Source organism: Sinorhizobium fredii USDA 257, assembly GCF_000265205.3.
GTDB classification, from domain to species: Bacteria; Pseudomonadota; Alphaproteobacteria; order Rhizobiales; family Rhizobiaceae; genus Sinorhizobium; species Sinorhizobium fredii_B.
This window is the reverse complement of sequence record NC_018000.1, coordinates 2,492,939-2,516,380: the sequence shown is the minus strand read 5'-3', so window position 1 is coordinate 2,516,380 and position 23,442 is coordinate 2,492,939. Positions and strand designations below refer to the sequence as shown.

Below are 23,442 nucleotides of genomic sequence, written 5' to 3'. Positions count from 1 at the left end.
TGGCGCGTGCCATGTTGACAGCTCTTGTCTCTATCATCTTGGGTCTGGTAACGGCCTTCGCCGGCGAACAGCCTGCAGCGACGCAAGCACCGATCACAGTCACCGACATTGCAGGCCGGCAAGTGACCGTGAAGGGGCCCGTCAAGCGCATTCTTCTCGGAGAGGGGCGGCAGCTCTACCTCATTGCGTCGCTCGAAGCGGACGATCCACTGGCTCGCGTCGTCGCCTGGCGCAACGACCTGATCGAGGCCGACCCCGCCACCTATCAGCAGTATCTCGATGCCTATCCCAAATTGGCCGAGCTGCCGGCCTTCGCGGGCAAGGAGAACGGCTTGATCGATATCGAATCGACGATCGTCCGGAAGCCCGACGTCGTTCTTCTCAATCTCGAGGCGATGCGTGCCAACGAAGATGCCAAATATATCGAGAAACTGGCCGAGCTGAACATTCCGGTCCTCTACATCGACTTCCGCCACTATCCGCTGAAGAACACCGAGCCGACCATTCGCCTCCTCGGCAAGATCATGGGGCGCGAGGCGCGCGCGGAAGAGATCATCGCGTTTCGTCGCGAGGCGATGGCCCGCGTCACCGACGTCATAGCCCAGGCGAAGCCGGAGCTCCCCAGGGTGTTCATCGAGCGGATCGGCGGCTATGCCGATGATTGCTGCCTTTCCTTCGGCGCGGAGAACTTCGGCAAATATGTCGAGCTCGCCGGCGGACACAATATCGGCAGCGACATTCTTCCCTCGACCTTCGGACAGCTCAATCCCGAACAGGTGATCGCATCCAATCCCGAGCATGTTGTCGTCACCAGCGCCGACTGGGAGGCCTATGTGCCCGGTGGACATTGGATTCCGCTCGGCCCCGGCGCCGATGCGAGGGTGACCCGGCAAAGGCTCGAATGGTTCACCACCCGCAGCGCCTACACCGACATCGCAGCGCAGAAGACGCGGAACTTTCACGGCATCTGGCACCAATTCTACAACAGCCCTTACGAGTTCTTTGCCGTCCAGCAACTGGCGAAATGGTTCCATCCAGACCTGTTTACCGATCTCGACCCGGACGCGACGTTCGCCGAGTATCACCGCCGTTTCCTGCCGATCCCCTATCGGCCTGGCTATGCCGTGAGCCTTTCCGGCAGTGCGGATTGACGGTATCCGAAGGCGAGGTTCTCAGTTCCGAGAGCCTCGCCTTTGCCTTGTGCGGCGGCGAGGCGGCGGCACTTCAGGACGGCCGCCCCGAAGTTCATCGATCGTCCGTTCGACCCGACCATCAAACAGCAGAAAGCGCCGGCCATAGACCGGCGCTTCCATGGAGATCACCAAAGGTGGCAGGTCGCGTCCTGCGGCGACCCGGCAATCAGAAATCGGTCGTCATCGACACCTTCACGGTCAGCGGCGCACCTTGCGATATCGTCCCGAAGCTTGCGACGCCGGACCAGTAGTCGAGGTCGAAGACGTTCTCGACGTTGGCCTGGAGGGTGACCGGCCTCTCATTGATCTCGGTCAGGTAGCGGGCGCCGAGGTCAAGCCGCGTCCAGGAGGGGATTTCCTGGGTGTTGGCGGTGTTCACAAACTGCTCGTCCGTGTGGATGACGTTGCCGGTGAGCGTCAGACCAGGCAAGAAGGGCGTATCCCACTCCGCCCCCAGATTGACCTGCAGCGAAGGAACGCCGATCGGCGTATTGCCGCGCGTCGCGTCATCGGGCGTTTTCGTGATTTCACCATGAATGAAGGTGACGCCACCGAGCACTCGGATCTCGGAGGTCACCTCGCCGAAGACGTTCAACTCCACCCCGCGGTTGCGCTGCTCGCCGCCTTCGACGAAGACCAGATCGCTGCCGCGTGTCTCGAGCACGCCGAATGGCTTTTCGATCTGGAACGCACTGACGGTCACGGCGACCCGACCCAAGTCAACCTTGGTGCCGATTTCGTACTGCCTGGATCGGTAGGGCGCGAGCGTTTCGCCCGAATTGATGGCCGTCGTCGGAGCGGTGTCGCCGACGCTCAATCCCTCGACGTAGTTGGCATAGAAGGCGATGTTGTCCCACGGCTTGACGACAATGCCGGCGAGCGGCGTCAGTGCACTCTCATCGGAAGAGCTTGTGACATCGCCCGTGACCGGGCTGTAGTTTTCCGTGTCAATGTGCTGCCAACGCCCACCCAAAGTCAGTTGCAGGCGCTCGTCGAACATCGACATCGTGTCGGAAAGCGCGACACCGTTGAGGATGTTTTCCGAGACCCTTGGCACATGCGTCGGCTGCGGCACATCCTGCTCGGGGCGAGGAAGCGGATCGAAGATATTGGTCAGTTGCGCGGTACCTGAATTCGAACCGCGAGCGAGACGCTGCTGCAGTCCACTGACCTGGAAGGTGACCGAGTGATCGATAGCGGCCGTCTCGAACTCGGCGCGAACGCCCGTCTCGGCTGTCAGCCGGTCGACATCGAAAATGAAGTTTTGCGGCGTGACGCTGACATCGCCTGCCGAGTTAAGCAGCAATGGCGTGCCGAAGAGCCGCTCGACCCGCGAATTCCCACCGCCGACGGCTGCGAACACGGTGACGGCGTCGCTCACGTCATACTCGACCCGCCCCAACCAGGACAGGTCGTCAGTCCTTGCCCATTCCCACGGCTCCTGAACATTGGAACGGCCGTCCGGTGCGTCGGGAATTTCAAAGCTGCCAAACGGGAAGAATGGGCGCAATGGGGCGTCGATGTCCTGCCGCTGCCCGATGACGTCTAGCGTCGCCCTGAAGTCTTCGCCCTCGTAGTCGAGCGCCAGTGCCCCGACCGCGACGTCGAGCGACTGGTTGTCGATCGCCGTGTCGCCCCCGTGATAGCTGCCGTTGAAGCGGACACCGAACTGGCGTTCGTCCCCGAAACGACGGCTGACGTCCACATGGCCGCCGCCGTAAAGATCGGAAGCATAGTCGGTCGTCACTCGGGTCAGGTCGACGTCGGAAGCGCGCTTCGGCACGATGTTGATGGTGCCGCCGACGCTGCTGTTCGGTGAGATGCCGTAGAGGAGTGCTGTCGGCCCTTTGAGGACCTCCACGCGTTCGATATAGTCCGTAAACAGGCGGTAGGTCGGGGCAACGCCGTAGACGCCATCGAAAGCGACCTCGCCGAAGTTCCCCTCATTCAAAGGGAAGCCCCTGATGTAAAACGAGTCCAGCATGCCGCCGGATGCGTGCGTGCTTCTGACCGACGGGTCGTTGGCCAGGACGTCGGCTACGGTCTTCGCATTCTGGTTTTCGATGGTCTCCGCCGTGTAGCTGGTGATATTGAATGGCGTGTCCATGAAGTCGCGGTTGCCGAGCAAGCCCACGCGACCGCCGCGCGCCACCTGCCCCCCGGCATAGCCTTCCGGCTCAGTGCCGATCGTTCCAGTCGAGGCCCCCGCCTTCACCTCGAGCCGCTCCAGCGCCGTCGCATCTTGCGCCAGAGCGGCGCGGCTTACCGTTGCCAGCAAAACGGCTAGCAGTCCAACACGCAGTTCCATACCCAGTCCCCTCTTAAATAGTGACCAAAGCAGCCGGCTCCATTCAGGGAGCTGGTGCGTTGGCACAAAGGGGTGTTAGATAACTTGATTTTTTCTGTCAAGAAATAGAGAGCATGATTTTGACACTTACTCACTGGCACACTCAACGCGCACCAGTCGATAAACGTCTCAATTGAGCCGAATGCGGACAAATGGGTTGCGATGCGTCCCATTTAAACTGCGCTGCCGAAGACAAAGCACCGCGATGCATAGCCGCTGGATGAGGACGGCTGAACGTCAGCCTTCTTCGATTCCGACGATCGCCGAGGAACTGCGTGAAGCGCGGAGTCGCCGGACCACTAGACCTACGCGGCGCCGCGATCCCAGCTCGGAAATGGATCGGGCAGCTTGCGCCAGAGGTTGGGAAGGAAGGCCGGGCTTGCGACCAAGCAGGCATCGAGCTCCGCGCGGATTTGCGCTTCGTCCATCGGATCAGCACCGATAAAGACGATCTCCTGCCGCCGGTCGCCCCAGTTCGGATCGAGATACGGCTTCAGCATCTGCAGGAAGCCGGGGTCCTGGGGCCATTGCTCCCTTGGCACTGATGACCACCACAGGCCCATCTTGCCCGTCCTCACGAGGGCGCCGGCCTGACTGATTTCACCGACGTAATGTGGCCGCGTCGCCAGCCAGAAGAACCCCTTGGCGCGCACGACGCCGGGCCATGACCTATCGATGAAGGCCTGGAATCGGGTGGGATCGAAAGGCTTCTTGGCCCGATAGACGAAGGAGCGAATGCCGTATTCTTCCGTTTCAGGGATGTGGTCCTTGAAGCCGTGCAGTTCCTTGAACCAGAGCGGATGTGTCTCCGCTTTGGCGAAATTGAAGCGGCCAGTGCCCAGAACCTCCTTCAGCTCGATCTTGCCGAAGTCGGCTTCGATGAGCTTGGCGTCGGGGTTCAGGCCGACGATGATCTTGCGCGCTGCATCGCGCTGTTCGGGCGTGGCTGTGCTGATCTTGTTGAGGATCACGACGTCGGCGAACTCGATCTGCTCAACCAGGAGATCGACGATGGTGCGATTGTCCCCCTCCCCGGCGGTCTCACCGCGGTCGGACAGGAAATCCGCTGATCCATAGTCTTTCAGCAGATTTGCGGCGTCGACAACCGTGACCATCGTGTCGAGCCTTGCTACCTCAGAGAGGCTCAGGTCATTCTCGTCGCGGAAGTCGAAAGTAGCCGCCACCGGGAGCGGCTCGGCGATGCCGGTCGACTCGATCAGCAGACAGTCAAACCGACCCTCTTCGGCCAGCGCGCGCACTTCCCTCAGAAGGTCATCGCGGAGCGTGCAACAGATGCAGCCATTGGTCATTTCAACCAGTTGCTCCTGCGTGCGCGAGAGGTTGGCGCCGCCATCGCGCACGAGCGCGGCGTCGATATTCACCTCACTCATATCGTTGACGATGACCGCAACGCGCATGCCGTCTCGATTGGCAAGGATATGGTTGAGGAGTGTTGTCTTGCCGGCGCCAAGAAAGCCGGACAGGACAGTGACAGGAAGTTTCTTCATCGGCTGCAAATCCCCTTAAGGAAGAACACAACAAAGCGGGCCCAGAGGCGCTGACCCCTGTCGCGGTTAACGGCAATCGGCGCAGAGGCCGTGGACTTCAATGGTCGTGGTCCTGATCTTGAAGCCGCTGCTCCTAGCGTGCTTCGTCAGCGCATCCTCGATCCTCGTGTCGTCGAATTCGTTGACCTTGCCGCAGGCCTCGCAGATCTCGAAAGCGGTGATCCGCGGATGGATTTGTCCGCGGCGGGAGTGACAGCAGACAACAAAGGCGTTCATGCTCTCCAGACGATGAACTCGACCTGCTTCCAATAACTTGTCGAGCGCACGATAGAGCTGGAGCGCGCCTTCAGTCCGTGTTCGCGCAGGCGATCGAGGATGCTGTAGGCGCTGAGCGGTTGCTCCGACGATTTTAGCACCGCGAGCACGAGGCTCTGGTTCTTCGTCAGTTTCGACTCGTCAGCATGGGTCGCCTGCAGCATCTTTCTCTCCGGAACAGGTTTATCCAGAATGGTCCGGAACTGCTGCCCCAGTTCCGGACCACGCATCGCCGCTTCAGTGCGATGCGCCCGAACCACCCACAGCAACGATCGAGAAGGGCTGGCCTTCGACGGCGATCGTGCGTGTCTCCTTCAGGGTTTCGGCGTCGACGACTCGGACAAGCGAGTGCCGCGGGTCGGTGATTGCTATCTGACCGTCGGCCACGGCCAGACGTGGACGGGGGTCGCGCCAATGGCCATCCTTGCTATAGGGCTCGGTGACCTTGCCCCTGCGAACGAGTTCGCCCTCGACCACGTCCAGCACATGGAGATCGCCGTCTTCCGTGAGGATGTAGGCATTGCGCGGCGTAGCAGGATCAAGCAGGAAATCGACTCTCCGCGTCGGAAGCTCGATCAAGCGAAAGGGTTGCGCATTGTCGGGGTCAATGAGCACGATCTTGTCCTCGCCATAGTTGCCGAGGAAGAATTGCATCGCCTTGCCGCCCAACAGGGTTCCCGTGTAAGCCTTCGGGAAATCAGCGGGATAGGGAAGCATTTCCAGTTTCGGCCCGTCGATACCGCCAGGGCGAGCAACGAGGACACCCTCCTTGCAGCCAAAGGCGACGAGGCGCGCTGAGGTCGCCTCACCATGAAGGTCGGTGCATTTGGCAATATCGCCGATCTGCTGGCCCTTTTCATCGACCACACGCAGACCGACGCGCGGCGGCAATTCATCCGGCTTCGTCTCGATCTCAGTGTCCGGTACCGATACCAGCACGTAGCGTCCCGAGGTGACTGCAACACCGTGGTGGGGTTTGGTTGCATCGACCGTGCGGACCTCGGCCTTGCCCTCCAGCAGCGCCTCCTCGTCGACAATGTCGGCTTTGCCGTCACGATCGTAAAACAGGATCGCGTGGTCGTCGTGCGGCACGACATGGACCGGGCGCTTTCCCTCGAAGGTTGCCGGGAGAAGCGCAACATCCGACACACCGAGGTCGCGATGCTCACCATGATCGGAGAACTCGATGCCGGTCTTGATGACATGCACCACATCATGATCCGACTGCGCCGCAAACACCGTCTGTCCGGACGCGCTCGCCGTCAGCGCCGCATAGCCTTTCAAATCGTACCGGCCCAGTTCCGTGCCATCAGAAAAGTCGATGGCCCGAACGACCGGCTGCGTATGATCGGCGACGAAGATCCGCCAAGCCTCCTGCGTTTCGTGGTCTTCGGCGAGCGCGCCCTGGGCCGCAAACACGAGGGTCGCCGCCATTGCCGTCAGCAGGCGGTTTCGGGTGAGAGACAATCTCATCGGGTGCCTTCCTTTGTCTTGAAGCTGTTCTGATTTGGAGGTTGCGTGCGGTTACTCGGCGGCTTCTTGGGCCGCTCGGCAACTGGAGAAGCCGTCGCTGATGACGCTCTTCGGAAGGTTGCGCCCGATGAAGACGAGGCGCGTCACGCGCTCTTCGCCGAACTTCCAGGGACGTTGGTGATCGCCTTCCATCAGCATGTGCACGCCCTGAACGACGTACCTATGGTCGTCGCCGGCAAACGAGATGATCCCCTTCATGCGCAGCATGTCCATGCCGAAGGCCTGAACCGTTTTCTGGAGCCAATTGAAGAACTTGTTCGGATCCATCGGCTCCCGCTCGACAAGCGAGAAACTCGTCACATGGTCGTCGTGTTCATGGTCATGTTCCACATCGAGGAAGTCGGGCTCGACCTCCAGGATGCGATCGAGATCGAAGGCCTTTCGATCCAAAAGGCTCGCAATATCGAGATTGCAGCGCTCGGAGCGCAGAATGCCGGCTGTCGGATTAATGCACCTAATCCGCTCTTCGACGGAGGTTATCGCCTCCTCCGTTACGAGATCGATCTTGTTAAGGATGATGGTATCTGCAAATGCCAGTTGTTCCTGCGCCTCATGCGCCCGGTCGATCTCGCCGAGGAGATGCCTGGCATCGACAACGGTGATGATCGAAACGAGGCGTGTCTTTGACCGAACGTCTTCATCGACGAAGAAGGTCTGCGCCACGGGCGCGGGGTCGGCAAGGCCGGTCGTTTCAATGAGTATGCCGTCGAACCGCTCTCGCCGCCGCATCAGCGCTTCGATGATGCGGATAAGGTCGCCGCGCACCGTGCAGCAGATGCAGCCGTTGTTCATTTCGAAGACTTCTTCGTCCGCATCGACGATCAGATCATTATCGATACCCACCTCGCCGAATTCATTGACGATGACCGCGAATCTCTTGCCGTGCGGTTCGGTGAGGATGCGGTTCAGAAGCGTGGTCTTGCCCGCGCCAAGGTAGCCCGTAAGCACGGTGACGGGGGTTGGTTCGGTCTGCTTTGACATGGTTGACCTCACTGGTTGATGGATCGACGCAGTTCATCGCACTCGCGTCGGGAGCCGTTCTTGGATGCGGGAAGGATACGTTATTACGTTACTTTTCATTTGACGAACGTAATAACATTACATATGCAGTCGCTGTCAATCCCCGAGGACGCGATGAAAGAGATTTGCCTGGAATTCAAAGACCTCACGCTCGGCTATCAGGGCCATGCTGCTGTTCACCACCTGAGTGGCACTGCCGAGCGCGGTGTTCTGACCGCGGTCGTCGGCGCCAACGGATCGGGCAAGTCGACCCTGATGAAGGGGATTGCAGGCATTCTGAAGCCGATCAGCGGCACTTGCGAGCAGCACTTCGGGCGGCTGGCCTACCTTCCGCAGCAATCGGAACTGGACCGCACTTTTCCGGCGCGCGTTGTTGACCTGGTATCACTTGGGTTTTGGCAGGACAGGGGATTGCTAGGCCGCATTACGCGGAAGGACAGGACGAAGCTGGCCGCGTGCCTAGATGCCGTCGGACTGACCGGCTTTGAGACGCGCCCTCTTGACAGTCTGTCCGGGGGACAAATGCAGCGCGCCCTGTTTGCACGCACCATGCTCCAGGACGCCGATCTGATCCTGCTCGACGAGCCTTTCAACGCAGTGGACGAGCGGACGGTCGGCGACCTCCTGCGTTTGATCAAGGACTGGGTTGAGGAAGGGCGGGCGGTGCTTTGCGTGCTCCACGATCATGCTCTCGTGCGCGAGCATTTTCGACAGACGCTGTTGATCGCCCGCAAGCTGGTGGCTTGGGGGCCGACGTCGGAGGTTTTGACCCCCGAAAACCTGAGACGCGCACGAAATTTCCAGGAGGCCTGGGACGAGAAGGCCGGATGGTGCGACGACGCGCGGTCGAATTCCGGTTCTGTTCCTGTGCAGGACAACAAACCGAAGCGAAGGGTTGCCGCCCATGTATGACGCTTTGGTCGGCCCCTTTCTCCAATACGGTTTCATGCAGCGCGCGTTGCTTGGCTCTGTGGTTTTATCGGTGAGTTGCGCGCCCGTCGGCGTGTTTCTGATGCTTCGACGCATGAGCCTGACGGGTGATGCAATGTCGCATGCCATCCTGCCAGGGGCCGCACTCGGCTTTCTCCTCTTCGGGCTCGACGTCCTGCCGATGACGATAGGCGGACTGGCGGTTGGACTTATTGTTGCACTCGGCTCCGGCGTTGTGTCGCGCTTCACGGTCCAGAAGGAGGACGCCTCGATGGCAGCCTTCTACCTGATCTCACTGGCCGCGGGTGTCCTTCTCGTCTCATGGCGTGGGTCCAGCATCGATCTGATGCATGTCCTGTTTGGGTCCGTGCTCGCGCTGAATGACGAGGCGATCGGCTTGATCGCAAGCATCGCCGCCGTCACCTTCGAGACAAGCGGTACCAAGGCTCCCGTCGTCGAGGTGAGCAACGGCATCGAACCCCTGAAGGCTGCGGAGGAAGAGCATGCTCATGACGAAGGCGAGGAGCATGCGAAGGCCGAAGAACATGCCAAAGCCAGCGACCACCATGGCCATGAAGGTCATCACCATCATGGCGAGTTCGATCCGCATGCTTGGCAGTCGATCCACAACGCCGAAATCTACGCGAAGAATATTGCCGACGCGTTCTGCCAGGCCGACAAGGCTGGTTGCGCGACCTACACGGCCAACTCGGAAGCTTATCTCGCCAAGCTTGGCGAACTGGAGACGGAAGTGAAGGCCGCAATCGACGCCATTCCACAGGACAAGCGCACCATCATCACGTCGCATGATGCGTTCGGTTATTTCGCGCACGAATACGGTCTGAAGTTCATCGCGGCCGAGGGCGTCTCGACGGAAGCGGAGGCATCCGCAGCCGACATTGCCAAGCTCGTCGACCAGGTAAAGGAAGACAAGGCCTCGGCAATCTTTGTCGAGAACATCACCAATCCGCGCCTCGTCGAACAGATCGCGAGCGAAACCGGTCTGAAGGTCGGCGGCACGCTCTATTCCGACGCGCTCTCCAGCGAAGACGGTCCGGCATCCACCTACATCGACATGTTCCGCTACAACGTGAACACCATCAAGGCTGCCGTTCTCGGAACCTGACCCGGGGGCTTGCCCGGCGCCGGCCGGGCAAGCCCTTCGAACCACCCGTGTGAACAAATGTTGGACGCGATCGCGACATGATTGCCGGACTGTTCAAGCGGCGCAATACGGTGCCCGAGAGATCGGAGAAGAGAATGAGGCGGATCTACGACCCGGTGCCCGTGACACTTCTGACCGGCTTTCTTGGCTCTGGCAAGACGACATTGCTGAACGAGATTCTTGCCGATCCCCGGATGGCAGGTGCCGCGGTTATCATCAATGAGTTCGGCACGGTCCCGATCGATCACCACCTGGTCCGCAGCGGTTCTGAAACCTATTTCCGGACCACGAGCGGCTGTATCTGCTGCACGGCGACGAGCGACATCCGTATATCATTGTACGAACTGCACGAGGCACGGCTCCGAGGCGAAATTCCTCCGGTTTCGCACGTGATCGTCGAGACCACCGGACTCGCCGATCCCGCTCCGATCGTCAACAGCCTCATTCCCGGAGGCGCACCTGCCATGGGGCTGAGGGACAATGTCGTCGCGGCTCACTTCTACCTCGCCGAGGTCATCACGGCTTTCGACGTCATGAACGGCCGCGCGACCCTCGACAGTTTCCTCGAGGGCTGGAAGCAGCTTGCCTTCGCAGACCAGGTCATTCTCACGAAAACCGATGTCATTGGCGATGGTCGCGATTGGGCCGGGGAGCTCGGCGCGTTGAACCCGGCCGCCCAATATCATGACCGCCATGGCCCGGGATTTGATCTAGCGGCTTTGTTTGGCAAACGTGCTTATTCTCTTAACGGCAAGGGCGAAGACGTGGGCGGCTGGCTTGCGATGGAGGCCCTCGCATCCCACCCAGACCATAACCATGACCCGAACCGCCATGGTGACGAGATCCAGGCGTTCAGTCTCACCCATGATCTTCCGCTCGAGCGGCATGCGGTTGAAACCTTCCTTCATATCGTGACGAGCAATATCGACTCGGGCCTGCTGCGACTGAAGGGCATATTCGCACTTTCCGACGATCCGGATCGCCCGATGATTGCGAACGCGGTGCAACACCGGCTCTATCCCTTCCAGCGCCTAGAAGGGTGGCCGAACGACGATCGTCGTACCCGCGTCGTTCTCATCGGGCAGGACATGCCCGCAAAGCCGATCCGCGACCTTTTCGACGTGTTGGCGCCGCGTTCCGCAAGAAGGCAGCGGAGACTTGCATGAACAGCGCCTTCATCAACCCCCTGGCGCGGGGTACGCCCGCAGTTGTGAGTAGGACACGCGCCATTAAACAGTGGACGCGCGAGGTGCTCACGCTGTCCGACGATGCCATCGTCTCCGTCAATGAGCTCGCTTGTCACGTGCCTGGCTGCCCGCCGAAGGAGACGGTGGTGCTTGTAATGCAGGGCGCACGAAGGATGCAGGTCTCGATCCACAAAGCATTGCAGGATCTCACAGAGGCAGACATCGCGCTTGCGTTCGCGACCATGGGGAGACCAGATTGACAATTTCCAGCGCAATCGGCGTTGGGTCAGCCGCGATGCGTCCGGTCGTTGCCCAGTAAAATGTAAACTGGCGCAAGTTCGCTCACGACCCGTTGCGGTCGGCGGCATTCGCACCAGGAACGGCACGGTTCGGCCCGAAGCGGATGGGGGAAATGCTGGGCGTTCATCGTTCAAGCCAGCCTGAGTGTGGCCATGTCGCCGCTGCTAAGTGCCGTTAGGTTGGCTTCGATCTTGTCTATCGGCCAGTCCCACCAAGCGAGACGAAGAAGTTCGCTGATGACTTCGCTGGAATCACGCATTCGGATAATAGATGCCGGAGAGCCTTTTTCAAACATACTGCCAGCCAGGTCGAAGCAGCGACCTGTTGAAATCTTGCGGCTGCCTTTATTGCGATCAGACTATTGCCTCTGAGCCGTGAAATCGATCGCGGACCGTGTATCGCTCTAATGAATAATTTTGATAGTGAAATTCTCCAGGCCAGAGACATCTGTCTGCCCACGACGCCCCCTACCTGAGCACACCACTGCGACGGTGGGAATCGATTGAGCCGTAGCGGTCATGCATCGAGGTTTTGGGAGAACTGGATTTCTTCGCGCAGAAGGTCGATAGCTTGAGAGACGGACGGTCCTTTTATCGGAGGCGGCTCTGCGCGTTCACAAAATTCGCGCCAGACAAACAGCGTCATCTCCGCACCATCTGTCGCCGTCTCTCCTGGCCCTTCTGCGAAGGTTCCGAGAAGCCGGTACCGGGCAACACTCCAGAACAACTCCTCAACCCAGTTGTAGATGGGGATCACATGAAAATGGATCGAATCCTGGAACGTGACCATATCGGCCGATGTACACACGTTCGGCATGTAGCAGGCGTTTCAAGGCATCTTGAGCCTTTGCGAGCAGCGGACCAAGCTCGGCCAGAGTGTCACTGGACAACTCGGTCAGATCGGTGGTGAGCGTCTTGGAGCTGATCGTAAGGTAGCCCAGGGAGCGCCGAGTTTACCCGGTAATTCACCAGCCATCCCTCGGTCTCGGCGATGTGAAAGTGCTGCGGGATGTCTCGAGTTGCGCCCATGGCTCAATTTAGCAATCTTCTCGTCATTCACAATGGCCGCTTTGTCCGCAATCCGGCCGAGATGCTCGTCAGCTATCGGCCGCAGTCCGGTCGATTGCCGATTATCGAAGAAGTCCATCGCGTCCGAACTCCTCCCATCCGACCAGGTTGGAGGCGACGTCTCCGTGTTCGGCTTCGGAATTTGACCCGCCCTTGGTGGTGTTTCTCAATGACCGCGTCAACTTCGCCTTGTACGCAGCCCGTCTGCGGTTTTCGGCGGCAGCCGCCGCGTCTTCCTCGCGCCAATCTTCGACGACGCCCCCATCGAGAATGTCTCCGACAATCCTCGGATCGAAGACGTGAAACGTTATCTTCCTGGCGCGCCCGCGCAGCTTGACCGTTCGCGTTCCAGCACTTGGTAAGCGACCGTCGGCCAGCCAACGATGTCTTTCGCTCGTCTTGATCGTAAGGATGTCCTCGATCTCGCGCGGAATCACTGGAAGGGTCTCGATGTTTACCAACGCCTTGGCGACGACAGCCGATGCGGCGTGGAATTCAGCCTTCTCGCTTGTGGACATCATAAGCGTGAGCTCGCGACCATCGAGATTGAGCGATTTCTTCGTGGCAGGCGGAAGCCGCGCGCGAATTTCCAGAAGGATGCCCTTCATGCGGACGGATGAACCCAATGTCGCCGCTGGCGGTAGCACCCATGTCTTGAGCAGCTCGATGTGGTTCTTGTCGTGTTTCGGCATGACGCCAGGATGGGTCGCTTCCTTTAGATCGTCAATGACGTCATGCTGTTGAAGACAGAGCGTCCTCTAGGGTCAAGCCGAGAAACGTGGTAAGCGCCAGCCAAACAACAACAACAGGAGTGTAATGGTGAGCGAACCGACCGTCGCAGATGCAACAAACCGCATTTATGAATCGCTCCAAGCGGACAATGCCGACATTGACGCGCATATCGCGACTCTCAAGGCAGCGTTGACGCGGGAGGGGTTGAAAGAGGCCGTCTTTGACCCGGCTAGGCTCGTGCAGAACAACCGTTCTGGCAGGAAGCTAATGCAGGCCTACTTTCGGCAGCGCGGCGTAACGGTCAAATACTCGGCTTCGTGAAGCCGTCCCATGGGTAAGCGGCAAGCAGACCCCGTCTGGCGGAAGGGGTGAGCGGTCGGATATCGGTAGCGGACACGATGAGCTGCTGTGAGCTTCTATGTCTGCGCCTAGTTCTGGAACTAGCATTACAGTTGCATATTTATTTATGATCTGAATCTATGGGTCTCCATGATTCGGAGGTCATGGATGGCAGGTGCATCAATCGAGACGACGCTTGAGCTTTGGGCATCATCGTTGCGCGACGTGAAGGCTCGCATGCGCGGACTGTTTACGCAGGAGCGAGTTGCAGCCTCTGCGAACCTTTTCCTGGACGGCTTGCTGGGTGACGAGCGGCGTAAGACAGGTTGGATGCGTGCTGAGGCGGCCGGTGATCCCGGCCCGTGGCGGCAACAAGCCATTCTGGGGCGCGGGCGCTGGGACGCGGACGCACTTCGCGACATCGTGCGAGAGTATGTCGTAGAAAACCTCGCCACGGATGATGCGGTCCTGGTCATCGACGAGACGGGCTTCCTCAAGCAGGGCAAGACATCGTGCGGTGTTGCACGTCAATATACAGGTTCGGCTGGCAAGATAACGAACTGCCAGATCGGTGTGTTCGCCGCCTATGTGTCCGTTCGCGGCCATGCCTTTATCGATCGAGCCCTGTACTTGCCCAAGAGCTGGACTGGCGATCCGGCAAGGCTTGCAGCAGCTCATGTTCCTCAGGCTACAGCCTTCGCTACCAAGCCGGGCCTGGCTGTCGAGATGATACGGCGTGCGCTGGCAGCCGATGTGCCGTTTTCATGGGTGGCCGCAGATGCGGTCTATGGCGTCGGGGACGTTGAAGGGACCCTGCGTCGAGCCTGCAAAGGCTACGTTCTTGGGGTTAAATCGGACCACCATTTCGGCTCCTGGTCGGGTAAGCCTCCGGTCGCCGGCACAGCGCAGGAGATCGCCCGTGATCTCGATCCAAGTGCATGGCAGCGTCTTTCCGCCGGTGAGGGCACCAAAGGCGCGCGGCTTCATGACTGGGCCTACTGCGAACTCGCCGATCTCGATGCCGACGAATATAACGAGACGAAATCGGGGCTTTGGACCCGTGGCCTGCTGATCCGGCGCAATATCAGCGACGGTGATCTCGCATTCTTCACCACATGGTGCCCGGCCGGGACGGACATCCAGACGCTCGTTTCCGTTGAAGGCCATCGCTGGGCGATCGAAGACAGCTTCGAGACCGCCAAGAACGAGCTCGGACTCGATCACAACGAAACCCGGTCATGGCATGGCTGGCATCGCCACGTCTCCCTTGTCATGCTTGCCTTCGCCATGATGGCGGTGATCCGGTACCGCGCCAATGACGCGACGCCCCCAAAAAGACCGCGGATGCCGACCATCAGGATTTGATCCGCTGGTCTATCCAGGAAGTCCGGCGCATCGCCATCAGGCTTGCTCAGCGTCGCATTAACCCCGCCTACGTCATCGCATGGTCATGCTGGAGGCGCGCCCATCAGGCGGCCGCTCGACGAGCTCACCTCAAAACTAAAATGCAACTGTAATGCTAGAACCTTCCATATGATCGAAGCTGTTGCCGACCGCCTTGAGGGTGCGCCGCGGCAGCTTCGCCGGCGCTGGTCGGATGAGTTCAAGGCACGGGCGGTGGCGGAGGCATTGGAGCCAGGCGCGAGCGTCTCGGCGATCGCGCATCGGTTGGGCATTCACCCGTCGCAGCTCTTTGGCTGGCGTCGTGCAGCCTTAGACGCTCGGAAGGTTCCCACGGAACCGGCGCGTTGCGAGGTAGTCGTGGCGTCTGCTGGCGAAGCGGTGATCGAGATCGTCATTGGCGATGTGATCGTGCGTGCTCGCGCTGACGTCAGTGAGGCGCACTTGCGGCGGGTGATCCGAGCGGTGCGGTCGGCATGATACCCTCCGGCGTGAAGGTGTTCCTGGCCAGTCATCCGGTCGACTTCCGCAAGGGTCCCGACAGCTTGCTGTCGCTGGTGCGGGACGCCGGCAGTGATCCGTTCAACGGTGCGCTATACGTCTTCCGGGCCAAACGAGCGGATCGAGTGAAGATCGTCTGGTGGGACGGCTCCGGCGTCTGCCTTTATGCCAAGCGGCTGGAAAAAGCGCAGTTCTGCTGGCGGCGGATCGGTCATAACCGGGTTCAGCTCAACCATGCCCAGCTTCTGGCGCTGATCGATGGCATGGATTGGAAGCGGGTTCGCGCCGTGCCGGTCAAGCCGCCGGAGATTGTTGGGTAAAAGCCCTGCGGCGAAGTGAATCAGCGGCCTGAAAGGACAGGAAAACCGGAGCAAAATGTGCTCTCTGGTCGAACCGATGACGCCGCCCGATCTCAACCTCCCAGACGACGTTGAAGCGCTGAAAGCCATGGTGCTTGCCATGGCCGAAAAGGCGGCGCGGGCCGATGCGCTGCAGAACGAGGTCGCTGATCTCAAGGCGCGCAATGCCGATGCCGATGAGCGCATCGAACGACTGACGCAGATCCTGAAAGCCTTCGATCGCGCCCGCTTCGGCCGGCGATCGGAAAAGCTCGGCTCCCCAACCACCGACGACGAGCAGCAGGCCTTTGTCTTCGAGGAAATCGAGACCGGCATCGCCGCGATCAGGGCACAGGTCAACAAGGGCCGCGAGCGCCCAGAAGGCAAACGTCCGCCGCGGCCACGCAAGGGCTTCGCACCCCACTTGGAGCGGGTCGAAGTGGTGATAGAGCCGGAGGAGCTGCCGGAGCATGCCGGCAAGCAAAAGGTGCTGATCGGCGAGGACGTCTCGGAGCGGCTGGATGTGGTGCCGGCGAAGTTCCGCGTCATCGTCACCCGCCGCCCGAAGTATGCCTTCAAAAACGAGGACGGCGTCATCCAGGCGGCGGCGCCGGCACACATCATCGAGGCCGGCATTCCGACGGAAGCACTTCTGGCGCAGGTCGCCGTCTCCAAATATGCCGATGGCCTGCCGCTCTACCGGCAGGAGGCGATCTACGCCCGCGACAAGGTCGAGCTCGACCGCAAGCTGATGGCGCAATGGATGGGCAAGCTCGGGTTCGAGCTGGAGATCCTCGCCGACTACCTCTTTGATGAGATCAAGAAGGGGGAGCGGATATTCGCCGACGAAACCACCTTGCCGACGCTCGCTCCCGGCTCCGGATCGACAAAAACTGCCTGGCTTTGGGCGTATGCCAGGGATGATCGACCATTCGGAGGCAGTGGGCCGCCGATGGTAGCCTATCGCTTCGAAGATAGCCGAGCCGGCGAATGCGTCGGCCGGCATCTGAACAGCTATCGCGGCATTCTGCAGGTGGATGGTTATGCCGCCTACAACAAGCTGGTCCGCTCCGATGGCGGCAATGACGGCGTCACATTGGCTGCTGGTCACATAGTCGGCGGAAGTTCTACGAGCTGCATGCTGCGGAAAGCTCGAAGGTCGCCACGGCGACGGTCGAACGGATGGCCACGCTATGGCAGATCGAAGAAACCGTGCGCGGGCAAAGCCCTGAGGCCCGTGTCGCGGCGCGCCAGCAGGCCTCTGCGGCGGTGGTCGCCGAGCTCTTCGCTCTCTGGCAGCAGACCCTGCCGCGGATCTCCGGCAAATCGAAGCTGGCCGAGGCGATCCGTTACGCCATCTCGCGCCGCAGCATGTTCGAGCACTTCCTGACCGACGGCCGCATCGAGCTCGACTCCAACATCGTCGAGCGCGCCATCAGGCCACAGGCGATCACGAGAAAGAACTCACTCTTCGCCGGCAGCGACGGCGGCGGAAGAAGCTGGGCAACCATCGCGACACTGCTGCAGACGGCAAAAATGAACAACGTCGATCCGGTCGCCTGGCTCACCCAGACCCTCGAGCGCATCGCCAACGGCTGGCCGAGCAGCGAAATCGACGCACTCATGCCGTGGAACTACGCCGCCTGAACGGCCGCGGCTTGTCGCTTACCCTCATTCCGAGCGCTATTGCTGCCATTTGCCGGTCACGTCAGCCCGCCCCGTCAGCGGCGGCAGACCACGCCGTTAGAGATCAGCCGGCGTCAGGCCGAAATGATCGCCCACAGCTGCGTCAGCCCCATTGCAAGGACGAGGATGGTGCTTGCTCCTATGAACAGCGCCGTAGGTATCTGCTTCAGTTGAGCGCCGAAGCTGCTGCCAGAGAAGTCGTCGACTGCATCTTCCAGCATTGCCTTTAAGTCATCCAAGGCGGATTTGGCTGCCAAGACCCCGTAGACCGTGATTGCGACTACAATCGTCGCGAGCGCGAACCTGGCGGCCAGTCCCGCTGATGAGGCGTAGGCAAGGATCGCGAACATGGTCGCGATACTGGCGAAAATAGTGATCGCGTATGTTTGGGTCAGATGGGTAAGTCGCGCAGCCGTCGCCGCTATGTATTGATCAGCGGTGAGTTTCGCCATGTGCTCCTCCAGGAAGACCCGCTTGGTACCGAGTTGCCGATGAACTAAAGGATGAAGCGAGCTGTCTCTTTACCTCGTTGAAGGCCGCGAGAACGGCATCGACTTTCCCCCGTTCTGTTCGCACCTCACCATCCCACCAACTGTAGCACAAGTTGAAGGGAACCTCAGCAGGTCCTGAATAATCGTCGATCGTGTCCCCGGCCTCAGAATGTATGGCGCGGCCAAACCGCTCCGGTAGCCCATACGAACGGGAGCAGGCCGCCCATCGCGTCCTTCCAGATCACAGGATGTAGGGCAGTTTCGTGCCAAGAGCGGCCCGCCTTCATGCAGCAAAACGCCCGAAGGTGAATTGGGGGATCGATTGAGTCGGCCCTCCACAACCAATTACATTTTCCGAGCTTCGCGACGCCCCGGTTGGCCGGAACCGACCGATAGTGTTGAAAAAGTCAGGCTTGAAACAGTCCTAAAGCACTGATTCAGTCTTCTTATCGGAAGGAGATTGAGTCGATGATGGGTGAGCAAAGTGTGATGCAGGAGGAGCTGTTCTATGGCTTCAGTCTGGAACGGCACGTGCCGGCGGACCACCTTCTGAGGGCCATCGACCGCTTCGTTGACCTTTCCGGTGTCCGCCAGCACCTTGCGCCTTACTACAGCCCGATCGGCCGTCCCTCTATCGATCCCGAACTGCTGATCCGCATGCTGATTGTCGGCTACTGCTTCGGCATCCGCTCGGAGCGGCGGCTGTGCGAGGAAGTCCACCTGAACCTGGCCTATCGGTGGTTCTGCCGGCTTGGCCTTGAGGGTGATGTGCCGGACCATTCGACTTTCTCCAAGACGCGCCATGGGCGCTTCCGTGATGCCGATCTGCTGCGTGAGCTGTTTGAGACCGTCGTGCGGCGCTGCATGAGAGAAGGTCTCGTCGGCGGCGAAGGTTTTGCCGTCGATGCCAGCATGATCGTGGCGGACGCGCATCGTCAACGCGGGATCGAGACAGCCGAGGACCTTGACCCCAAAGCCAAGCGGGCTGTGGGAGAGTATCTCGCCACCCTGGATGATGCCGCCTTTGGAGCCGCCACGCCGGTGGAGCCCAAGTTCATCTCGCCGGTCGACCCAGCGGCACGCTGGACCGCCTCTTGGGGCGGCCCGGCTGTGTACGCCTACTGCACCAACTACCTCATCGATGTAGAGCACGCCATCATCGTGGACGTGGAGCCCTCGACTGCCGTGCGTCAGGCCGAGGTGACGGCTGCAAAGACCATGATCGAGCGCACTCACGAGGAACTCGGCCTGTGGCCGGAACGGCTGATTGCCGACACCGGCTACGGCTCGGCCGAGATGCTGAACTGGCTGGTGCATGAGCGCGGGATCGAGCCGCATATCCCGGTGTTCGATAACTCCAAGCGCAAGGACGGCACCTTCTCGCGTGAGGACTTCGCCTACGACCATGCAAGCGATACCTACCGCTGCCCAGGTGATAAGATTCTTCAGCATTACCGGCGGCCATTCTCGACACCGCGGACCGGTGTGGGAAAGGACAACACGCTACGTTATCGGGCGAGCAAGCATGACTGCGACGCCTGCGCACTTAAGCCTCGCTGTTGTCCGAAGGCGCCGGCGCGCAAGGTAACGCGCTCAATCTATGAGGGCGCGCGCGACATGGCTCGCGACATTGCCAAAACCGACGCTTACCAGACGTCACGCTATCAGCGAAAGAAGGTGGAGATGCTCTTCGCGCACCTCAAACGCATTCTGAAGCTCGATAGATTGCGACTACGCGGCCCCTGCGGTGCCCGCGATGAGTTCCACCTCGCCGCCATCGCCCAGAACCTCAGGAAATTGGCCAAGATCTGCACCCCGCGGACGGTAATCCCGGCCACTTAGGCCGAGGAGGTCGCGTCGACCTCAATCGCGACGCCCTGAGCGAGCTACTCTAACGGCTTCAAGCCTGACTTCTTCAACACTATCGACCCACTGCGGACACAGACTGCCCTCCGCCGGCGCATAACCCCGGTCTGCGACCGCGCCGGTGCGCCGACGTTTCGCTGTTTACACTTGCTCGTGAGGCAATGTAGGGCCATTCTCAGGGTGGATCCTGGCTGTTCGCCAAGACGAGGGTCAGGCAATTGCATTGCTCAATTTTCCACCTCGGCAACATGGCGGAGGCCGAACGCTATTTTGCCTTGAGGGCATGTTCGCCCAGCACGGAGGCGATCTTGGCACACTTGCCGTGCTGCCCTTTCTCGACTGATCCCACGGGGCCAGGAGGTTGTCCATGTCTGCGCGTTATGCCGACCATCCGTTACAACCGGGCGAGCGGGCCCCGAACATTGTGCTGGATGCGATCTCAAGCGAGGGAAAGATCACACTTGATGATTTTCGCGGCCGAAGCCCGTTGTTGATCGGACTGTTCCGAGGCCTGATGTGTCCGTTCTGCCGACGCCATGTCGCGACGATGGCACAGCTCGACCCGGTCCTGCGTGAGAAAGGCATCGAATCTCTCGCGGTGGTAAACACCCCGGTCGAACGCGCGCGACTCTATTTTCGTTATCATCCAATAGCCGGTCTCCTTGCCGCATCCGACCCGGGGCGAGCTTCGCACCGCGCCTTCGGCTTACCCCTCATCGAGTTCACGGAAAATGAGACCGACTGGCCGAACAAGGTCGGAATGGACGTTGTCAAGACAATGCGGGTCGACCGGCCGGGGGAGCTGCCTGAACCAATGGATCCGGCCACAGCGGCCGACCTTCTCAACGAGAAGGACGGCTACGAATTAACCGAAGCCGATCAGCAGGTGAGGATACCCGGCCATATGCAGCTTGTCGGCCATTTCCTGCTCGATCGAGAGGGTGTGGTGCGCTGGCGCTTCACAGAAGTTGAAGAGGAAGCCTGGAATGTGTGCCAGGCGCTCGATCCCGAAGAATTGATGTCGGCAGCTTCACAAGTCGCACATTGACAGCGCTCGACGACCCACTGCCGTGTGTGATCCTGTGCGTTGAACCATGGTCGAGGTGGCTCGGGCCGGAGGCTGAGGTCTGCCCGTAGGCATCTCCGTAACAAGCCCATTGAATGGCGCGGGGAAGGATCGAACGTTAGAGGCATCGAGCCTCAGCGCATATGCGGGGCGACGTCCGCTCCTTGCCAGGATCACGTCAGCGGGTCAAACGGCTGCTTTCCACCCATTTCAGTCCGACGGGATGTAGCGCAGTTTCGCGCCAACAGCGGCCCGCCCTTCATGCAGCAAAACGCCCGAAGGTGAATTGGGGGGATCGCTTGAGTCGGCCCTCCACAACCAATTACATCTTCCGAGCTTCGCGACGCCCGGTTGGCCGGAACCGACCCTTCTATGACATTCCTCGACGAAATGTGATCGGGGAGTAATGCTCGAATAGCAGACACTCCCGGATAGCCAGAACTGGTCCATCTCCGAATTGGGAGATGGCCGCGGAGGCGGCACTAAGCTATTCTTCCCTGGTTCGGAGTGTGTGGCCATGAATACCGGGCAGCGCCAGGGGCAGAGGTGATGTTACCCCACGAAGAACGCAGACTGGCGGCAATCTTCGTTGCCGATGTGGTTGGCTACTCGCGCCTTGTAGAGCTGGACGAGACAGCAACGCTCGCGGCGATCAAAGATCTGCGTCGGGCCTTGTTCGAGCCCTTGCTGGCGGAGCACCATGGCCGCCTCATCAAGCTGACCGGCGACGGCCTGATCGCCGAGTTCGGTTCCGTCGTCGATGCTGTTGCCTGCGCCGCTGAAGTTCAGAAGCAGCTGCCTGGCCGGCAGGCGGAGATACCGGCTGAGCGCCGGATTATCTTACGTATCGGCATCAACCTGGGCGACGTTGTGGTCGATGGCGACGATCTGCTGGGGGACGGCGTTAACGTGGCAGCTCGGCTGGAGCATATCTGCCCGCCTGGGGGCGTGCTGATATCCGGGACAGTGTATGATTATCTCCAAGGCAAGCTGGACTACCATTTTGAGTTCGCAGGCGAACAGTGCCTCAAGAACATCCGGCGGCCCGTCAGGACGTACAGGCTGGCTATCGGCCATCCTCTGCCCAGCTTTGTTGCTGCTGCGCCGGTGTCCGCCAAACCTGCGGTCGCCGTTCTACCGTTCGAGAACATGAGCGGCGATGCCGAACAGGTCTATTTCAGCGACGGCATTACCGAAGACATCATCACTGAGCTCTCGCGCTTCCGCGAACTCTTGGTGATCGCTCGCAACTCTTCTTTCTCATTCCGTGGGCAAAGCGTTGACGTGCGCGAGATCGGCCGCACGCTCGGAGCGGCATATGTGGTTGAGGGCAGTGTACGCCGGGCGGCGGCCCGGGTTCGCGTAACAGCCCAGCTCGTGGATGCGGTTACCGGAGCTCATCTCTGGGCGGAGCGATATGACCGGGCCCTTGAGGACGTGTTCGATATACAGGAGGAGATTGCTCACCAGATCGTCGCAACCGTTGCCCAACGCATCTTCGAGGAGAGCGAGGTCGCTGCCCGGCGGCGTCCGCCGGAGGACACCCGGGCTTATGATGTGTTCCTTCAAGGCCTCCGTCTCTCCGACACATTCACGCCAGAAGCTCAGGCGCGAGCCCAGGCGCTGTTCGAGCAGGCCATTCAGATCGATCCCGGGTTTGCCCGTGCCTATACCGGCCTTGCCTACGCTTACCTCAACCGCGCGATCGACGGCGGCGTTGGGGTGCCCCGTGAGAAGGACGAGAACCGGGTGACGGCGCTGCGCATGGCCGAACAGGCACTCGCCCTCGACCCAAATGACCCAAGGGTGCACTCCACGCTCGGGTATATGTGTCTGACCTGGCGCCAGTTTGAGCGCGCCGAACGCCATCTGAATCTGGCCAGGGCGATGAACCCGAACGATGCGACGATCCAAATCACCTGGGCCTGGGTTCAGGGATGCATAGGAAAGCCAGAGCGCGCCCTGCCTGCAGCCGAGATCGCCTTCAGGCTCAATCCGCGTCACCCAAGCTGGTACACCTATTATCTCTCGCGCATTCTCTTCCTTCTCGGCCGCTATGGAGAGGTGGCTACTCTCCTGGAGCAGCGAACCCTCGACGCCCCTGCTTTCCACCCACGGGACATGGCTTGGCGGGCAGCGGCCTATGGTCATCTGGGCCGCATAGAGGAGGCGCACCGGTGCGCCGAAACATTCGTGCGGTCCGTCCAGAGCTACTGGCGTGGCAACCCGTCGGCAGGTCCAAGCGAATACGTGAACTGGCTCGTGGATGTCTCGTATTTGCGACGGGAGGAGGACGTGGAACGATTGCGTGAAGGCTTGCGTCGCGCCGGGTTGCCGGCCTGAGGATTACTCTCTCGGGCCGCTCTTTGCAGCACACAGGTCATTCCACCAGCCACCCCATTGGGCGGGGTTCCACCCGAAGCGGTCATCTGCGGTGAAGGTGATGAACGTCTCAAT

The 23,442-nt window shown here is 60.4% G+C and carries 18 protein-coding genes and 3 pseudogenes; 13 read left to right on the top strand and 8 right to left on the bottom strand.

Annotated features, from left to right (window positions below):
- Positions 1 to 11 precede the first annotated feature (11 nt).
- The gene (locus USDA257_RS11595; protein WP_041415144.1) at positions 12 to 1,151 is read left to right on the top strand and encodes an ABC transporter substrate-binding protein; all 1,140 of its coding nucleotides are present in this window, start codon (positions 12 to 14) and stop codon (positions 1,149 to 1,151) included.
- Between the two features lie 208 nt (positions 1,152 to 1,359).
- On the opposite strand, the gene USDA257_RS11585 is transcribed toward USDA257_RS11595, so the two are convergent.
- The 5 genes and pseudogenes from USDA257_RS11585 to USDA257_RS11565 form a co-directional block, all read right to left on the bottom strand.
- Positions 1,360 to 3,501 carry a TonB-dependent receptor gene (locus tag USDA257_RS11585; protein WP_014763143.1) on the bottom strand — a complete coding sequence of 714 codons (2,142 nt, stop codon included), beginning with the start codon at positions 3,499 to 3,501 and terminating at the stop codon, positions 1,360 to 1,362.
- A gap of 344 nt (positions 3,502 to 3,845) precedes the next feature.
- Complete coding sequence (gene zigA / locus USDA257_RS11580) at positions 3,846 to 5,048, bottom strand: zinc metallochaperone GTPase ZigA (protein WP_014763142.1); 1,203 nt, start codon at positions 5,046 to 5,048, stop codon at positions 3,846 to 3,848.
- A 66-nt stretch (positions 5,049 to 5,114) separates the two neighbouring features.
- A pseudogene (locus USDA257_RS11575) lies at positions 5,115 to 5,527 on the bottom strand (Fur family transcriptional regulator).
- A gap of 73 nt (positions 5,528 to 5,600) precedes the next feature.
- Positions 5,601 to 6,836 (bottom strand): zinc metallochaperone AztD, encoded by a 1,236-nt coding sequence (gene aztD, locus USDA257_RS11570; protein WP_014763139.1) that lies wholly within the window; start codon positions 6,834 to 6,836, stop codon positions 5,601 to 5,603.
- A 51-nt stretch (positions 6,837 to 6,887) separates the two neighbouring features.
- Complete coding sequence (locus USDA257_RS11565) at positions 6,888 to 7,877, bottom strand: CobW family GTP-binding protein (RefSeq protein WP_014763138.1); 990 nt, start codon at positions 7,875 to 7,877, stop codon at positions 6,888 to 6,890.
- 153 nt (positions 7,878 to 8,030) lie between these two features.
- Between USDA257_RS11565 and aztA the strand changes: the two genes are divergently transcribed.
- The 4 genes from aztA (at position 8,031) to USDA257_RS11545 (ending at position 11,458) form a co-directional block, all read left to right on the top strand.
- Positions 8,031 to 8,828, top strand: coding sequence for a zinc ABC transporter ATP-binding protein AztA (gene aztA / locus USDA257_RS11560; RefSeq protein WP_048657376.1), 798 nt, complete (start codon positions 8,031 to 8,033; stop codon positions 8,826 to 8,828).
- Complete coding sequence (locus USDA257_RS37370) at positions 8,821 to 9,972, top strand: metal ABC transporter solute-binding protein, Zn/Mn family (RefSeq protein ID WP_014763136.1); 1,152 nt, start codon at positions 8,821 to 8,823, stop codon at positions 9,970 to 9,972. Before aztA ends, USDA257_RS37370 begins: the two co-directional genes overlap by 8 nt.
- Positions 9,973 to 10,106: 134 nt before the next feature.
- Positions 10,107 to 11,177, top strand: coding sequence for a CobW family GTP-binding protein (locus tag USDA257_RS11550; RefSeq protein WP_014763135.1), 1,071 nt, complete (start codon positions 10,107 to 10,109; stop codon positions 11,175 to 11,177).
- Positions 11,174 to 11,458 (top strand): hypothetical protein, encoded by a 285-nt coding sequence (locus tag USDA257_RS11545; RefSeq protein ID WP_041414107.1) that lies wholly within the window; start codon positions 11,174 to 11,176, stop codon positions 11,456 to 11,458. The genes USDA257_RS11550 and USDA257_RS11545 overlap by 4 nt, the downstream gene beginning before the upstream one ends.
- A gap of 556 nt (positions 11,459 to 12,014) precedes the next feature.
- On the opposite strand, the pseudogene USDA257_RS11535 reads toward USDA257_RS11545, so the two are convergent.
- Positions 12,015 to 12,526: pseudogene (locus USDA257_RS11535) on the bottom strand (HIT family protein).
- 101 nt (positions 12,527 to 12,627) lie between these two features.
- Entirely contained in the window at positions 12,628 to 13,257 is a 630-nt protein-coding gene (locus tag USDA257_RS11530; RefSeq protein WP_014763132.1) for a hypothetical protein, read from the bottom strand.
- A gap of 124 nt (positions 13,258 to 13,381) precedes the next feature.
- Here USDA257_RS11530 and USDA257_RS11525 point away from each other — a divergent pair, with 124 nt between their 5' ends.
- From USDA257_RS11525 to tnpC, 5 genes and pseudogenes are all read left to right on the top strand, one after another.
- On the top strand, positions 13,382 to 13,618 hold the full coding sequence (locus tag USDA257_RS11525) for a hypothetical protein (protein WP_014763131.1): 237 nt from the start codon (positions 13,382 to 13,384) through the stop codon (positions 13,616 to 13,618).
- A gap of 168 nt (positions 13,619 to 13,786) precedes the next feature.
- Complete coding sequence (locus USDA257_RS11520; protein WP_080605500.1) at positions 13,787 to 15,001, top strand: IS701-like element ISRm31 family transposase; 1,215 nt, start codon at positions 13,787 to 13,789, stop codon at positions 14,999 to 15,001.
- A 168-nt stretch (positions 15,002 to 15,169) separates the two neighbouring features.
- A complete protein-coding gene (locus USDA257_RS11515; protein ID WP_041414105.1) occupies positions 15,170 to 15,517 on the top strand; it encodes a transposase in 348 nt (115 codons plus the stop codon).
- Complete coding sequence (tnpB, locus tag USDA257_RS11510; protein ID WP_014763129.1) at positions 15,514 to 15,858, top strand: IS66 family insertion sequence element accessory protein TnpB; 345 nt, start codon at positions 15,514 to 15,516, stop codon at positions 15,856 to 15,858. The genes USDA257_RS11515 and tnpB overlap by 4 nt, the downstream gene beginning before the upstream one ends.
- A gap of 76 nt (positions 15,859 to 15,934) precedes the next feature.
- Positions 15,935 to 17,523 (top strand): annotated as a pseudogene (tnpC, locus tag USDA257_RS11505) (IS66 family transposase).
- 113 nt (positions 17,524 to 17,636) lie between these two features.
- Here tnpC and USDA257_RS11500 read toward each other — a convergent pair.
- Positions 17,637 to 18,014, bottom strand: a complete 378-nt coding sequence (locus USDA257_RS11500) for a hypothetical protein (protein WP_014763128.1) — start codon at positions 18,012 to 18,014, stop codon at positions 17,637 to 17,639.
- A gap of 507 nt (positions 18,015 to 18,521) precedes the next feature.
- Between USDA257_RS11500 and USDA257_RS11495 the strand changes: the two genes are divergently transcribed.
- The 3 genes from USDA257_RS11495 to USDA257_RS11485 all read left to right on the top strand — a co-directional run bounded on the left by USDA257_RS11495 (position 18,522) and on the right by USDA257_RS11485 (position 23,328).
- Positions 18,522 to 19,895, top strand: coding sequence for an IS1182 family transposase (locus tag USDA257_RS11495; RefSeq protein WP_014763126.1), 1,374 nt, complete (start codon positions 18,522 to 18,524; stop codon positions 19,893 to 19,895).
- Between the two features lie 391 nt (positions 19,896 to 20,286).
- Positions 20,287 to 20,967, top strand: a complete 681-nt coding sequence (locus tag USDA257_RS11490) for a redoxin family protein (RefSeq protein ID WP_014763124.1) — start codon at positions 20,287 to 20,289, stop codon at positions 20,965 to 20,967.
- Between the two features lie 567 nt (positions 20,968 to 21,534).
- Complete coding sequence (locus USDA257_RS11485) at positions 21,535 to 23,328, top strand: adenylate/guanylate cyclase domain-containing protein (RefSeq protein WP_014763123.1); 1,794 nt, start codon at positions 21,535 to 21,537, stop codon at positions 23,326 to 23,328.
- The last annotated feature ends 114 nt before the right edge of the window (positions 23,329 to 23,442 follow it).

Excerpts from the sequence above, each read along its gene's own strand:
- USDA257_RS11525 (WP_014763131.1), top strand. The coding sequence starts at position 13,382 with ATGGTGAGCGAACCGACCGTCGCAGATGCAACAAACCGCATTTATGAA.
- USDA257_RS11485 (WP_014763123.1), top strand. The coding sequence starts at position 21,535 with ATGTTACCCCACGAAGAACGCAGACTGGCGGCAATCTTCGTTGCCGAT.
- tnpB (WP_014763129.1), top strand. The coding sequence starts at position 15,514 with ATGATACCCTCCGGCGTGAAGGTGTTCCTGGCCAGTCATCCGGTCGAC.
- USDA257_RS37370 (WP_014763136.1), top strand. The coding sequence starts at position 8,821 with ATGTATGACGCTTTGGTCGGCCCCTTTCTCCAATACGGTTTCATGCAG.
- USDA257_RS11545 (WP_041414107.1), top strand. The coding sequence starts at position 11,174 with ATGAACAGCGCCTTCATCAACCCCCTGGCGCGGGGTACGCCCGCAGTT.
- USDA257_RS11530 (WP_014763132.1), bottom strand. The coding sequence starts at position 13,257 with ATGCCGAAACACGACAAGAACCACATCGAGCTGCTCAAGACATGGGTG.
- aztA (WP_048657376.1), top strand. The coding sequence starts at position 8,031 with ATGAAAGAGATTTGCCTGGAATTCAAAGACCTCACGCTCGGCTATCAG.
- USDA257_RS11500 (WP_014763128.1), bottom strand. The coding sequence starts at position 18,014 with ATGGCGAAACTCACCGCTGATCAATACATAGCGGCGACGGCTGCGCGA.
- USDA257_RS11495 (WP_014763126.1), top strand. The coding sequence starts at position 18,522 with ATGATGGGTGAGCAAAGTGTGATGCAGGAGGAGCTGTTCTATGGCTTC.
- USDA257_RS11515 (WP_041414105.1), top strand. The coding sequence starts at position 15,170 with ATGATCGAAGCTGTTGCCGACCGCCTTGAGGGTGCGCCGCGGCAGCTT.
- USDA257_RS11585 (WP_014763143.1), bottom strand. The coding sequence starts at position 3,501 with ATGGAACTGCGTGTTGGACTGCTAGCCGTTTTGCTGGCAACGGTAAGC.
- USDA257_RS11490 (WP_014763124.1), top strand. The coding sequence starts at position 20,287 with ATGTCTGCGCGTTATGCCGACCATCCGTTACAACCGGGCGAGCGGGCC.
- USDA257_RS11595 (WP_041415144.1), top strand. The coding sequence starts at position 12 with ATGTTGACAGCTCTTGTCTCTATCATCTTGGGTCTGGTAACGGCCTTC.
- zigA (WP_014763142.1), bottom strand. The coding sequence starts at position 5,048 with ATGAAGAAACTTCCTGTCACTGTCCTGTCCGGCTTTCTTGGCGCCGGC.
- USDA257_RS11550 (WP_014763135.1), top strand. The coding sequence starts at position 10,107 with ATGAGGCGGATCTACGACCCGGTGCCCGTGACACTTCTGACCGGCTTT.
- USDA257_RS11565 (WP_014763138.1), bottom strand. The coding sequence starts at position 7,877 with ATGTCAAAGCAGACCGAACCAACCCCCGTCACCGTGCTTACGGGCTAC.
- USDA257_RS11520 (WP_080605500.1), top strand. The coding sequence starts at position 13,787 with ATGATTCGGAGGTCATGGATGGCAGGTGCATCAATCGAGACGACGCTT.
- aztD (WP_014763139.1), bottom strand. The coding sequence starts at position 6,836 with ATGAGATTGTCTCTCACCCGAAACCGCCTGCTGACGGCAATGGCGGCG.